The 11894-nt window shown below is 72.5% G+C and carries 13 protein-coding genes and 1 pseudogene; 5 read left to right on the top strand and 9 right to left on the bottom strand.

Annotated features, from left to right (window positions below):
• Window positions 1-31: 31 nt before the first annotated feature.
• The 5 genes from L1885_RS14760 to L1885_RS14740 are packed head-to-tail and all read right to left on the bottom strand — an operon-like array spanning window position 32 to window position 5527.
• Window positions 32-1387: an MFS transporter gene (locus tag L1885_RS14760; protein WP_235797558.1), complete on the bottom strand. Its 1356-nt coding sequence runs from the start codon at window positions 1385-1387 to the stop codon at window positions 32-34.
• 36 nt (window positions 1388-1423) lie between these two features.
• On the bottom strand, window positions 1424-2407 hold the full coding sequence (locus L1885_RS14755) for an amidohydrolase family protein (protein WP_235797557.1): 984 nt from the start codon (window positions 2405-2407) through the stop codon (window positions 1424-1426).
• Window positions 2404-3111, bottom strand: a complete 708-nt coding sequence (gene ligK, locus L1885_RS14750) for a 4-carboxy-4-hydroxy-2-oxoadipate aldolase/oxaloacetate decarboxylase (RefSeq protein ID WP_235797556.1) — start codon at window positions 3109-3111, stop codon at window positions 2404-2406. Before ligK ends, L1885_RS14755 begins: the two co-directional genes overlap by 4 nt.
• 26 nt (window positions 3112-3137) lie before the next feature.
• The gene (locus L1885_RS14745; protein ID WP_235797555.1) at window positions 3138-4163 is read right to left on the bottom strand and encodes an amidohydrolase family protein; all 1026 of its coding nucleotides are present in this window, start codon (window positions 4161-4163) and stop codon (window positions 3138-3140) included.
• Window positions 4160-5527, bottom strand: coding sequence for a 4-oxalomesaconate tautomerase (locus L1885_RS14740; RefSeq protein ID WP_268984097.1), 1368 nt, complete (start codon window positions 5525-5527; stop codon window positions 4160-4162). Before L1885_RS14740 ends, L1885_RS14745 begins: the two co-directional genes overlap by 4 nt.
• 191 nt (window positions 5528-5718) lie before the next feature.
• On the opposite strand from L1885_RS14740, the gene L1885_RS14735 reads away from it, so the two are divergent.
• Both L1885_RS14735 and L1885_RS14730 read left to right on the top strand, forming a co-directional pair.
• The gene (locus tag L1885_RS14735) at window positions 5719-6369 is read left to right on the top strand and encodes a GntR family transcriptional regulator (RefSeq protein ID WP_372481947.1); all 651 of its coding nucleotides are present in this window, start codon (window positions 5719-5721) and stop codon (window positions 6367-6369) included.
• 148 nt (window positions 6370-6517) lie between these two features.
• Complete coding sequence (locus L1885_RS14730; RefSeq protein ID WP_235797553.1) at window positions 6518-6985, top strand: GNAT family N-acetyltransferase; 468 nt, start codon at window positions 6518-6520, stop codon at window positions 6983-6985.
• Window positions 6986-7024: 39 nt separating this feature from the next.
• Here the strand turns inward: L1885_RS14730 and L1885_RS14725 are convergent, their stop codons facing one another.
• Window positions 7025-7222, bottom strand: coding sequence for a DUF397 domain-containing protein (locus L1885_RS14725; protein ID WP_235797552.1), 198 nt, complete (start codon window positions 7220-7222; stop codon window positions 7025-7027).
• 18 nt (window positions 7223-7240) lie between these two features.
• Here L1885_RS14725 and L1885_RS29500 point away from each other — a divergent pair.
• Window positions 7241-7363: pseudogene (locus tag L1885_RS29500) on the top strand (GNAT family N-acetyltransferase); the annotation flags it as partial.
• A gap of 39 nt (window positions 7364-7402) precedes the next feature.
• On the opposite strand, the gene L1885_RS14715 reads toward L1885_RS29500, so the two are convergent.
• Together L1885_RS14715 and L1885_RS14710 are read right to left on the bottom strand one after the other, a co-directional pair.
• A complete protein-coding gene (locus tag L1885_RS14715) occupies window positions 7403-7600 on the bottom strand; it encodes a DUF397 domain-containing protein (RefSeq protein ID WP_235797551.1) in 198 nt (65 codons plus the stop codon).
• Entirely contained in the window at window positions 7585-8418 is an 834-nt protein-coding gene (locus L1885_RS14710; protein WP_235797550.1) for a helix-turn-helix domain-containing protein, read from the bottom strand. The genes L1885_RS14715 and L1885_RS14710 overlap by 16 nt, the downstream gene beginning before the upstream one ends.
• Before the next feature lie 112 nt (window positions 8419-8530).
• Between L1885_RS14710 and L1885_RS14705 the strand changes: the two genes are divergently transcribed.
• Window positions 8531-8962, top strand: coding sequence for an ATP-binding protein (locus L1885_RS14705; RefSeq protein ID WP_235797549.1), 432 nt, complete (start codon window positions 8531-8533; stop codon window positions 8960-8962).
• A gap of 122 nt (window positions 8963-9084) precedes the next feature.
• Here L1885_RS14705 and L1885_RS14700 read toward each other — a convergent pair whose 3' ends face one another.
• Window positions 9085-10104 carry a C2H2-type zinc finger protein gene (locus L1885_RS14700; RefSeq protein ID WP_235797548.1) on the bottom strand — a complete coding sequence of 340 codons (1020 nt, stop codon included), beginning with the start codon at window positions 10102-10104 and terminating at the stop codon, window positions 9085-9087.
• Between the two features lie 95 nt (window positions 10105-10199).
• Here L1885_RS14700 and L1885_RS14695 point away from each other — a divergent pair, with 95 nt between their 5' ends.
• Window positions 10200-11837 carry an ABC-F family ATP-binding cassette domain-containing protein gene (locus L1885_RS14695; RefSeq protein WP_235797547.1) on the top strand — a complete coding sequence of 546 codons (1638 nt, stop codon included), beginning with the start codon at window positions 10200-10202 and terminating at the stop codon, window positions 11835-11837.
• The last annotated feature ends 57 nt before the right edge of the window (window positions 11838-11894 follow it).

Here is an 11894-nt window from a genome sequence, read left to right as displayed (position 1 = left end):
CTTCGGGCGGGCGGCCCGGCCACCCGCGGCGTCAGACGCCGGCCGGCTGCCGCGCCGCCGCGAGGGCCGCCGGGACCTGCCGCGTCCGCGGGCCGAAGACGGCCAGGACGACGGCGCCGAACATCCAGGTGCCGGCGATGAAGAAGAAGACGCTCTTGTAGCCGGAGTTGTTGTAGAGGCCCGCGATGATCAGCGGGCCCGCCGCGTTGGACAGCCGCCCGAGGCCGTACGAGACGCCGGTGCCCAGCGAGCGGCCGTGCGTGTCGAACAGCTCCGGCGAGTACGCGTAGCCCAGCGCCGTGTAGCCGCGCTCGAAGAGGTTCACGAGGAAGCCGAAGACGACGATCATGACCGGGTTGAACGTGAGCCCGTAGAACAGGCCGCACACCGCGATGACCGCGCCGAACGCGACGAGGCACCACTTGCGCTCGAACCGGTCGGTCACCAGCGCCGCGATGTACGACCCGAGCGGCGCGCCCGCCGTGCTGAGCGCCACGTAGAAGACGGACTTCTGCACGCTGAATCCGTGCTGGGCCAGCAGCGTGGGCGCCCAGCTCGAATAGCCGAAGAATCCGATGGTCTGGGTGACCCACAGCACCACGAGAAGCAGGGTGGGCCACAGGTATTTCTTCTGGAGGAGAATGCGCAGCGGCGCCTTCTTCAGCACGGGGGCCTCGACGGGTGCCGCCGCCTCGGGGAGCGGGCCCTTCTGGGCCGCGACGAGCCCTTCGATCTCGGTGAGCACGCGGTCGGCCGACGCGTGGTCGCCCTTGTTCTCGTACCAGCGCGGGGATTCCTTCAGGTGCGGTGCGAAGAACATGTACGCGATACCGAGCGCGCCCCACAGGTACACCAGGCGCCACGACCAGTCGTTGATCGGCACGACGGCGCTCGCGATGAAGTTGGTGACGGGCGTGCCGCAGATGCCGATGACGATGGCGTACGCCTGGAACTTGCCGCGGACGGCCGAGGGGAACAGCTCGGCGAGGTAGATGACCGCGACGACCGTCATCGCGGACAGGCCCGCCGAGGTCAGGACGCGGAACACGCCGAGGGAGACGATGTCCCAGGAGAACACCGAGGTCAGCGAGAAGACACCGAAGAACAGCGTGGTGATGTTGAGTGCCTTCTTGCGGCCCCAGCGGTCCGCCAGCCACGCGGCGACGACGGACCCGATGAACATGCCGACGAACGACAGCGACGTGACGTACGCCACCTGGTTGACGGTGACGCCCCAGAGTTTGATCAGCCGGGGGGCGGTCACCGCGAAGCTGTTGATGTCCGCGAATTCGAAGAAGTAGGCGAAGGAGACGGCCACCAGGGTTATCTTGTGGAATCTTGCGATCGGCAGCCGGTCGAGCCGGTTCTTCGCATTGGAGTTCAGCATGGGCAGGCCCTTTTCGAAAGTGGTTGTGGAAGGGGCTCAGACACCTTCGCCGGGCCAGTACAGCCGCATGGGATTGTCCACGAGCAGCTTGTGCCGCAGTTCGGAGGTTACGGCCACCCGTGGCACGTAGTCGACCAGCAGCCCGTCGTCGGGCATGTGGCTCTTGAGATTCGGGTGGGGCCAGTCGGTGCCCCACAGCACGGAATCCGGGAATTCCTCGACGACCTTCCGGCCGAAGGGCACCACGTCGGAGTACGGCTCCGGCTCGCCGCCGAGGGCCGGCCTGCCGGTCGCCGTGAGCCGCTCGGGGCACGTCGCCTTCACCCAGACGTCGCCGCGGTCCACGAAGCGCAGGAAGCGCGTGAACTCGGGCCCGTCCACGGGCTGCGTCACGTCCGGCCGGCCCATGTGGTCGACCACGAGCGGGGTGGGCAGCGACGAGAAGAACCCCTCCAGCTCCTCCAGGTCCGCGCTCTCGAAGTAGATGACCACGTGCCAGCCGAGCGGCGCGATCCGCCGGGCGATCGCCGCCAGGTCCTCCGTGGGCGCCGCGTCGACCAGGCGCTTGAGGAAGTTGAAGCGGACCCCGCGCACCCCGGCGACGTGCAGCTCCTCGAGCTCCGCGTCGGTGATGTCGGGCCGGACGGTGGCGATGCCCCGGGCCATGCCGCCGGACGCCCGGACGGCGTCGAGCATGGCGCTGTTGTCGGCGCCGTGGCAGGTGGCCTGGACGATGACGTTGCGGCTGACGCCGAGGTGGTCGCGGAGCGCGAACAGCTGGTCCTTGCTCGCGTCGCACGGCGTGTACTTGCGCTGCGGGGCGTACGGGAACTCGGCGCCCGGCCCGAAGACGTGGCAGTGCGCGTCGACCGTGCCCTGCGGCAGCGTGAACGCGGGCGCGGAGGGGTCCGCGTACCAGTCGAGCCAGCCGGGCGACTTGGTGAAGGGGCCCGACGGGCCGGAGGGGCGGGTCAGGCTCCCCGGCACCGGGGCGGGGCGCGGCTCGGGCGAGGTGCTCATGCGGTCGGCTCCTTCGGGGATCCGCCGACGTAGCGCAGCCCGGCGGCCTTCAGCGGCTCGCGCATCCCGTACATGTCGAGGCCGAGCTCGCCCGCGGCGAAGCGGCGGCGCTTGTCCTCCTCGTTGGCCTCGCGCCGGTGGCCCGCCTCGGCGACCTCGGCGGCCCGGGCGGCCGGCACGACCGCGACGCCGTCCGCGTCCGCGACGACGACGTCGCCGGGGTGGACGAGGGCGCCCGCGCACACCACCGGGATGTTCACGGAGCCGAGGGTCGCCTTGACGGTGCCCTTGGCGTTCACCGCGCGGCTGAAGACGGGGAAGTCCATCTCCTCCAGCGCCGCGACGTCCCGGCAGCCGCCGTCGATGACGAGGCCGGCCGCGCCGCGGGCGCGCGCCGAGGTGGCGAGCAGCTCCCCGAAGAACCCGTCCTCGTTCTCCGTCGTGCAGGCCGCCACGAGCACGTCCCCGGGGCGCACCTGCTCGACGGCGACGTGCAGCATCCAGTTGTCGCCGGGCTGGAGCAGCACGGTCACCGCGGTCCCGCAGAAGGCCGCGCCGTGGTAGACGGGCCGGACGTACGGGCGCATCAGGCCGGTGCGGCCCATCGCCTCGTGGACGGTGCTCACGCCCAGCGGGGCCAGCGCCTCGACGTCGGCCGCGGAGGCGCGGGAAATGTCCTGGTGGACGACTCCCAGTTCGTACATGGTGGTGTGGCTCCCTCTGCGTCGGATCAGCGTCCCTGCTGCGTGAGCAGGGCGTCGAGACGCGGGTAGACGGCGCGGACGTTGGTTTCCTGGATCTCGGCGACCTCCGCGGAGGACAGCCCGGCGGCCTCGACGTAGCGGCGCGTGTCGTCGAAGTGGTGGCCCGAGCAGGGGTCGATGTCGCGGACGGCGCCGATCATCTCCGAGGCGAACAGGATGTTGCGGCGGGGCACGACGTCCAGGAGGAGGTCGATGCCCGGCTGGTGGTACACGCAGGTGTCGAAGAAGACGTTGCCGAGGAGGTGCTCCTCCAGCGGGGGCTTCTTCAGCGCCATCGCGAGGCCCCGGAAGCGTCCCCAGTGGTACGGGACGGCCCCGCCGCCGTGCGGGATCACCAGGCGCAGCTCCGGGAAGTCGGCGAACAGGTCGCCCTGGATCAGCTGCATGAACGCCGTGGTGTCGGCGTTGAGGTAGTGCGCGCCCGTGGTGTGGAAGGCCGGGTTGACGCTGGTGCTGACGTGCACCATCGCCGGGATGTCGTACTCCACGAGCTTCTCGTACAGGGGGTACCAGGAGCGGTCCGTCAGCGGCGGCGCGCTCCAGTGGCCGCCGGAGGGGTCCGGGTTCAGGTTGACCGCGACGGCGCCGTACTCCGTGACGGCGCGCTCCAGCTCGGGTATGCAGGTCGCGGGGTCCACGCCGGGCGACTGCGGCAGCATCGCGGCGGGCACGAAGCGCTCCGGGTACAGCGCGGCGACGCGGTGGCACAGCTCGTTGCAGATCGCGGCCCAGGCCGCCGAGGTCTCGAAGCCGCCGATGTGGTGCGCCATGAAGGAGGCGCGCGGCGAGAAGATCGTGACGTCGATGCCGCGGTCGTCCATCATGCGCAGCTGGTTCGACTCGACGGACTCGCGCAGCTCGTCGTCGCCGATGCGCAGGTCGGCGGGGTCCGGCGCGGCCGAGGGGTCCGAGAGCCCGGCGATCTGCCGCTCGCGCCACGCGCCGAGCGCGGGCGGTGCGGTGGTGTAGTGGCCGTGGCAGTCGATGATCATCGCTGTTCCTTCTCGTCCTTCTCGGGTGACGCGGTGCCGGTGCGGGGAAGCCCGGCGGGTGCGGGGGCTTCCTGCGGCGAGCCGTGCGGGCGGGGGCGCGGGACGGAGTCCGGGACCATGGCGGAGCCGGCCATGATCAGGCGCGCGGTGCGCAGCAGCGCGGACTTCGTGACGCGGGTGCGGTCGGCGGGGTCGAGGCCGAGCTGGACGCTGAACTCGCCGGCGGGGTGCTCGACGGAGACCGTGATCTCGACGTCGTCGGCGCCCGGAACGGCGTCCGGGCCGGAGCCGGGGGCGGGGGCGCCCTCCGGCGCGGTGAGCGCCGCCACGCGGTGGGCGACCGAGCCCTCCAGCACGCACGCGGTGGCGGCGGTGACGGCGGCCAGGACGCCGATCGACTCGTGGCACACGCGCGGGATGAAGCTCCTCGTGGAGATCGTGCCGCCGTGCGCCGGGGGCGCGACGAGCGTCATCTTCGGGTAGTTCTTCGCGGTCACGTCCCCGAGGCCCATCAGCTCCCCGCAGGTCAGGCGCAGGTCCTCGACGCGGGCCTTGAGCTCGTCGTCCGCGTTCAGCTCGGCGGCCGACTCGTAGCCGGTGCGGCCCAGCGCCGCGGCCTCGACGATCACCAGCGGCTGGCCGTTGTCGATGCACGTGACGTCCACCGGGCCGATGCCCGGGACTTCGACGCGGTCCAGCTGCTTGCCCGTGGGCAGCAGCGAGGCGCACACGGAACCCGCCGTGTCGAGGAAGCCGATCGTGACCGGCGCGGCCGTGCCGGGGACGCCGTCGATACGGGTGGCACCCCCGTACGCGACGAAGCGGCGGCCGTCCCCGCCGATTGGCGTGCGCACGGTGATGTCGGCGGTCAGCCCGGTGTTCAGCGTCAGCACGCGGGCCGTGGTGGTGTCGCCCGACGCCTCCAGCAGGCCCGACTCGATCGCGAACGGCACGACGGCCGCGAGCATGTTGCCGCAGTTCGGCGTCGTGTCGACGGTGTCGCCGTCGGGCTGGAGCTGGCAGAACAGGAACTCCAGGTCGATGCCCTCGCGCCCGCTGCGGTCGACGATCCCGGCCTTGCTCGTCAGCGGGTGCGCCCCGCCGAGCCCGTCGATCTGCCGGGGGTCGGGGGAGCCCATCACGGCCAGCAGGACGGCGTCCCGCTCGCCGGTGGCGGCCGGGAGGTCCCCGGCGCGGAAGAACGGGCCCCGCGAGGTGCCGCCGCGCATGAACCAGCAGGGGACCGCGGTCTGACCTCCGTGGCCGGAGCCGTCCGGCAGGCCCTGGTCCCGGACGGGCGCGTCCGGTCGGAGACCGGCGCCGTTCCCGGGCTCTCGCGGCCGGAGCGTCGTGGGCTGCGTCATTGCTCTCCCCTCGCTGGTGATGCTCGTCAACATAACCATCAACGAGATTGTTGACAATAAGTTTGACGAAAGAGTCGGAACGGACGGGAAGTGGATAGACTTCGACCCACACGAGCGGGACGGACCCGACGACCGACCGAGGGGGACGCGTGGCCGAGAACCGGGTGACCGGTCAGGAGGGACGCCGCCTGGTGAGCACCGCGATCCGGCAGGCCCTGTCGGCGGGAGACCTCGTACCGGGCCAGCGCCTGGTCGAGCAGGAGCTCTCCGAGACCCTCCACGCCACGCGCAACTGCGTCCGCGAGGCACTGCAGGACCTGGCGGCCGAGGGCCTCGTCGAACTGGTGCCGCGCCGGGGGGCCCGCGTGCGGGTCGTCTCCGTCGAGGAAGCCATCCAGATCACCGAGTGCCGCGCCGCCCTGGAGGGCCTGTGCGCCCGCCGCGCCGCCACCCACGCCCCCGCCGAGCAGCGGGAGAGCCTGCGCGAGATCGGCGCCGGGATGCGGGCGGCCGTCAGCGGCGGCGACCTGAACACCTACTCCGCCCTCAACCGCCGACTGCACGCGCGCATCGCCGAGATGAGCGGCCAGACGGTCGCGGGCGGGCTGCTGGACCGGCTCAAGGGCCAGATGGTGCGCTACCAGTTCCGGCTGGCGCTGCGGCCCGGCCGCCCCACGAAGTCCCTCCCGCAGCACCTCGCGATCATCGAGGCGATCGTCGCGGGCGACGGCGCGGCGGCGGAGGAGGCGGCCCGGGCCCACCTCGACAGCGTCATCGACGAACTGCGCGCCACCCCCGACACGGAACCCCAGGAGCCGCGGTCGCTGGGGGCGCACGTCTGAGCGGGGGCGTCCGGGCGGGGCGTGCGCGGGGCGGGTCGGTGCCGCGCCGCCGCCGCGCGGCGCTTGCGCGGGTCGAACGGGCACATCCCGCGGCGGGATCGGGAAGTCCGGCCCCACAGGAGCGGACCGTCTGGGATCGTCGCCTCTCGTGGAAACCGACGACATACGAATCAGGCGCGCGGCGGACGCCGACGCGCTCCCGGCGGCCGAGATGTGGCTCCGCTCGTTCACCGCGGCCCTGCCCGGCGTGCGGCGCGCGCACGACGACGAAGGCGTGCGGGCCTGGTTCCGGCACGTCCTCGTGCCCCGGCAGGAGACCTGGCTGGCCGTCACCGCCGACGATGCCGTGGCGGGCCTGCTGGTGCTGGACGGCGGCGAGGTGGACCAGCTCTACCTCGACCCGACACGGCGCCGGCGCGGCCTCGGCAGCCGGCTCATGGACCTGGCGAAGGAACGCAGGCCGGACGGGCTCGGCCTGTGGACCTTCCAGATCAACACGCCCGCGCGCCGCTTCTACGAGAGCCACGGCTTCGTCCCCGCCGAGATGACGGGCGGGCACCGCAACGAGGAACGCGAACCGGACATCCGCTACGTGTGGCGCCCCGGGGCCCGTTGAGGGCCGCCCGCAGGCCCGCACGGACCCGACGCCGCGCGTTCAGCGCCGCGCGGGCAGGTCCCGGGCGAAGGCCGCCCAGGAGGCGGGGGCGACGGTGAGGGCCGGCCCGGCGGGGTTCTTGGAGTCGCGGATGCGGAGGACCGGGAGCTCTCCGCGCTCGTCGAGCGCGACCTCCACGCAGGCGCCGCCCTCGCTTCCGCTGTAGCTCGACTTGCACCACGTCAGTCCGGTACGCATGTCTCTCCCAGACGGTCCAACAGGCCCGCGCGCCGCTTCTACGAGCGCCACGGCTTCGTCCCCGCCGAGATGACGGGCGGCCACCGCAACGAGGAACGCGAACCGGACATCCGCTACGTGTGGCGGCCCGGCGCCCGTTGAGGGCCGCCCGCAGGCCCGCACGGGCCCGACGCCGGGTGTTCAGCGCCGCGCGGGCAGGTCGCGGGCGAACGCCGCCCAGGAGGCGGGGGCGACGGTGAGGGCCGGCCCGGCGGGGTTCTTGGAGTCGCGGATGCGGAGGACGGGGACGTCCTCGATGGCGTCTCGCGCGATCTCGATGCAGTTGCCGGGCTGGTCCGTGCTGTAACTCGACTTGAACCACGTCAGGTTGCTGCGCATTGCTCTCCCAAGCGATCCAGCAGTGCCTTGGAATCCTCGACGTTGAGTGCTTGCGTGCGCAGCATGGCATATTTCTGGGCAAGCATACTTACGTCCCCTGGCGCATCGTAGATTTTCGCCGAGCCGACGATCTCGCAGTAGGCGAAGTGCCGGTGCTCTGTTGTCTCGAAGAGAACGAACGTGCCGCTGAGCGAGGCATGCTGCCGTGCACCCAGCGGCATGACCTGGAGCGTCAGGCAGGGAAGATCCGCCATCTTCCTGAGATGCCGGATCTGGTCACCATGTTCGCCGTCGGTCCCCAGGCGCAGGCTGAGCACGGGCTCCCAGATCACGAAGCTGATGGTCGGGGGGTTCCTCCTGCGGAGGATCCCTTGGCGGTCCAGTCGTGCCGTCGTCTGCATGGCGAGTTGGTCCTCGTCGTACGCCGGCATGCGGTTGCCGAACACGGCGCGCGCGTACGCCTCGGTCTGCAACAGGCCCGGGACGACTTGGTTCTCGTAGGCGGAGATCGTGAGAGCCGTGCTCTCCAGGTCGAGGAACTGCATCGCGTACAGCGGGTTCAGGTCGATTTCCGGCATGTGCGCCACTGCCGCTCCCAGCGCGCCCCGGGTGTCGAGGAGTTCGTCCAGCAGTTCCGCCTGGTCCGGCTTCAGGACCCGTCGCCCCTGCTCGATCGACGCGATCGTGTCCACCCCGATCGCGGCACGCTCCGCGAGGGATTCCTGCGTGTAGCCCGCGCTGCGGCGGAACGTGGCGAGTTGGGCGCCCACCATCTTGGCGGCGGACCCGTTCTTGAGGCGGCGGTTCTTCGGGTACATGCGGGCAGGCTCCCCGTGCGCGGTGCGGTGTTCTCCCTGGCGCACCCGTACAAACCATCCGTACGAGCCGCTTCCCTGTCACACCGTAGTCACGCTCCGCGACCATCGTCCGGTGAATCCGACAACCGAGGCTCCCGCCGTACGGGAGCGCTACTACCGCCGCGAGCGCCGTTCCGTCCCTGCTGCCCGGCGGTTCGCCGCCGATGCGCTCACGTCCTGGGGCCTGGCGGGACGGGCCGACGAAGTGTTGCTGTGTGTCAGCGAGTTGACGACGAACGCGCTGCTGCACGGCGCACCGCCGGGGCGCGGCTTCCGGCTGTTCCTGACGCACGCCGGCACTGAGCTGCGCGTCGAGGTGCACGACAGCGGTGGCGGACGGCCTGCCCGCCGGTCGGACGGGGGCGGCGGCGACGGCCCCGGGCTCGACGCGCCACCCGACGCGGAGTGCGGGCGCGGCCTCCTCCTGGTGGACGCGCTCGCCGATGCCTGGGGGGTGGGAGAGCGGGACCCCGGCAAGATCGTGTGGTGTCTCTGGCGCCTGTGAGCGCCCCACACCGCGCATCGCCGTCCCCGTCACGCGAACGTCCGCGCGGCCGGCCGCCCGCCCCGAGCACGCCCGGTGGCGTCAGCCGACCGCCCCCGCACGTGCCCGCGGGCCCCGCGTCCTCACTGGTCCTGGGCGTCCGCCGCCGCCGACGCCTGGCTCTGGCCGCGTCCCACGATCTGGCGGAACGCGAAGTTGGAGATGTCGTCGCCCGCGGTGAAGACCTGCTTGTCCTTGTCCGTCACCGCCCGCCGCGTCTCGAAGCCGCCGACCGTGAAGTACGCGTAGCGGCCGTACGAGTTCGTCGTCGTGCGACACACCGTGACGCGGCAGAACGTCGGGACGCCCGCGCCCGCCAGGGACGCGACCCCGCCGGCCGGCGACTGCTTCTTCACCGCGAGGGCCTGCGCCTCGCGGTCGAAGACGGCGACGCCGACCGTGACCGCGACCCCGTCCCTGGCGTACGTGGCGCGGAAGACCTCCGTGCAACCGTGCGCGCCGAGCGCCGGGCCGAGCGCGCCCTGCGTGGCAGCCGCGCAGCTCGTGGTGGCCGAGGTCGCGCCCTTCACGTACGTCCTGCCGCCGATCGTCAGCCGCTTGCCCGGGAACAGGGTCGCCGCGCTGAGCGGTGCCTTGTCCTTCGCCGCGCTGTCGATGAAGTCCTTCGGGTTCGGCGGCGGCTTCGGCGCCACGGACGAGAACGACGGCTCCGGCGAGGCCGACGGATCGGGCAGCGGCGGCAGCGCCTGCGATCCGCTCGGGCCCGGGTCGGCCCCGTGGTCGCTGCTGCCCGCCGAGACCACGGCCGTCGCGACGATCGCCCCGACCGCGCAGGTCGCCAGCGCGATCCCGCCGATCATGAACCACCGCTTGCGGCGGTTGCGCACCGCGGACGCGTCCGCGAGCGCCGCCCAGTCCGGGGTGCCGTCGGATCCGGCGCCGCCGGCGCCCGGCAGGCCGCCCGGCGCCTGCCCGCCCTGGTCTCGTCCGTCCGGCACGACCGGGTGCCAGGGCTGCTGCTGGGGCAGCGGCTGCGCCTGCTGCGGCTGCTGCGGGTCCTGGCCGTACGCGGGGCCGTACGGATTCTGGTTCTGCGGCCCGGAGCCGCCACCCCACTGGGGTCCCCCCTGCCCGAAACTCATGCCCGGAGTTTACGGCCGCCGGGGCGGGACTTGAGCCCCGGAGCCCCCCTAAAACGGTTGGGGTGCGGGGCCCCGCGTGCCGCACAATGCGCACCATGGGACATCTCGAAGCCGCGCACCTGGAGTACTACCTTCCGGACGGGCGGGTGCTGCTCGGCGACGCCTCGTTCCGCGTGGGCGAAGGGGCCGTGGTCGCCCTCGTCGGGGCCAACGGCGCCGGCAAGACGACCCTGCTGCGGCTGATCTCCGGCGAGCTCCAGCCGCACGGCGGCACGGTCACCGTCAGCGGCGGCCTCGGGGTGATGTCCCAGTTCGTCGGGTCCACCCTGGTCGACGGCGGCGGGGACGACGAGCGGACCGTGCGGGACCTGCTGCTCTCGGTGTCCCGGCCGAGGATCCGGGAGGCGGCGCGGGCCGTCGACGAGGCCGAGCACGCGATCATGACGGTCGACGACGAGCGCGCACAGATGCGCTACGCGCAGGCCCTCAGCGACTGGGCCGAGGCCCAGGGCTACGAGGCCGAGACGCTGTGGGACATCTGCACCGTCGCCGCGCTGGGCGTGCCGTACGAGAAGGCGCAGTGGCGCCGCGTGACGACGCTCAGCGGCGGCGAGCAGAAGCGGCTCGTCCTGGAGGCGCTGCTGCGCGGACCCGACGAGGTGCTGCTGCTGGACGAGCCGGACAACTACCTCGACGTCCCCGGCAAGCGGTGGCTGGAGGAGCGGCTGGGGGAGACCCGCAAGACCGTGCTGTTCGTCTCCCACGACCGCGAGCTGCTCGCACGTGCCGCGCAGAAGATCGTCAGCGTCGAGCCCGGTGCCGCCGGCTCGGACGTGTGGGTGCACGGCGGCGGCTTCGGCACGTACCACGAGGCCCGCAAGGAGCGGTTCGCGCGCTTCGAGGAGCTGCGCCGCCGCTGGGACGAGGAGCACGCGCGGCTCAAGGCCCTCGTGCTGCGGCTGCGGCAGCAGGCCGAGAACAGTCCGGACATGGCCTCGCGCTACCGCGCCATGCAGACCCGCTTCAAGAAGTTCGAGGAGGCCGGGCCGCCGCCGGAGCCGCCACGCGAGCAGGACATCCGCATGCGGCTCGGCGGCGGCCGTACCGGCGTGCGGGCGCTGGTCTGCGAGGACCTGGAGCTGAGCGGGCTGATGAAGCCGTTCTCGCTGGAGGTCTACTACGGCGAGCGGGTCGCCGTGCTCGGCTCGAACGGCTCCGGCAAGTCCCACTTCCTTCGCCTCCTGGCCGGGGACGACGTCGCGCACACGGGCGCCTGGCGGCTCGGCGCGCGCGTGGTGCCCGGCCACTTCGCGCAGACCCACGCGCACCCCGAGCTGGTCGGGCGGACCCTCGTCGACATCCTGTGGACGGAGCACGCGCGCGACCGGGGCCGCGCCATGTCCGCGCTGCGGCGCTACGAGCTGGCGCCGTCCGGGGACCAGCCCTTCGACCGGCTCTCCGGCGGTCAGCAGGCCCGTTTCCAGATCCTGCTGCTGGAGCTGAGCGGCGCCACGGCGCTGCTGCTGGACGAGCCGACGGACAACCTGGACCTGGAGTCGGCGTCCGCGCTCCAGCAGGGCCTGGAGGCGTTCGACGGGACGGTCCTCGCGGTCACGCACGACCGCTGGTTCGCCCGCTCCTTCGACCGCTTCCTCGTCTTCGGCGCGGACGGCGTGGTCCGCGAGGCGCCGGAGCCGGTCTGGGACGAGGCCCGGGTGGCGCGGGCGCGCTGAGCCCCCGGGGCGGCCCTCCGGGACCGGGCGCCCGCCCGGGCGGCGGGGCGGCCTGCC

Origin of the sequence: Streptomyces fuscigenes, assembly GCF_021556455.1 — a bacterium.
Taxonomy (GTDB): domain Bacteria; phylum Actinomycetota; class Actinomycetes; order Streptomycetales; family Streptomycetaceae; genus Streptomyces; species Streptomyces fuscigenes.
This window is presented reverse-complemented; position numbering and strand designations above follow the sequence as displayed.

Bases quoted from the DNA above. Each gene is read 5' to 3' on its own strand.
- L1885_RS14760 (WP_235797558.1), bottom strand. From the start codon at position 1,387: ATGCTGAACTCCAATGCGAAGAACCGGCTCGACCGGCTGCCGATCGCA.
- L1885_RS14755 (WP_235797557.1), bottom strand. From the start codon at position 2,407: ATGAGCACCTCGCCCGAGCCGCGCCCCGCCCCGGTGCCGGGGAGCCTG.
- ligK (WP_235797556.1), bottom strand. From the start codon at position 3,111: ATGTACGAACTGGGAGTCGTCCACCAGGACATTTCCCGCGCCTCCGCG.
- L1885_RS14745 (WP_235797555.1), bottom strand. From the start codon at position 4,163: ATGATCATCGACTGCCACGGCCACTACACCACCGCACCGCCCGCGCTC.
- L1885_RS14740 (WP_268984097.1), bottom strand. From the start codon at position 5,527: ATGACGCAGCCCACGACGCTCCGGCCGCGAGAGCCCGGGAACGGCGCC.
- L1885_RS14725 (WP_235797552.1), bottom strand. From the start codon at position 7,222: ATGCGTACCGGACTGACGTGGTGCAAGTCGAGCTACAGCGGAAGCGAG.
- L1885_RS14715 (WP_235797551.1), bottom strand. From the start codon at position 7,600: ATGCGCAGCAACCTGACGTGGTTCAAGTCGAGTTACAGCACGGACCAG.
- L1885_RS14710 (WP_235797550.1), bottom strand. From the start codon at position 8,418: ATGTACCCGAAGAACCGCCGCCTCAAGAACGGGTCCGCCGCCAAGATG.
- L1885_RS14700 (WP_235797548.1), bottom strand. From the start codon at position 10,104: ATGAGTTTCGGGCAGGGGGGACCCCAGTGGGGTGGCGGCTCCGGGCCG.
- L1885_RS14695 (WP_235797547.1), top strand. From the start codon at position 10,200: ATGGGACATCTCGAAGCCGCGCACCTGGAGTACTACCTTCCGGACGGG.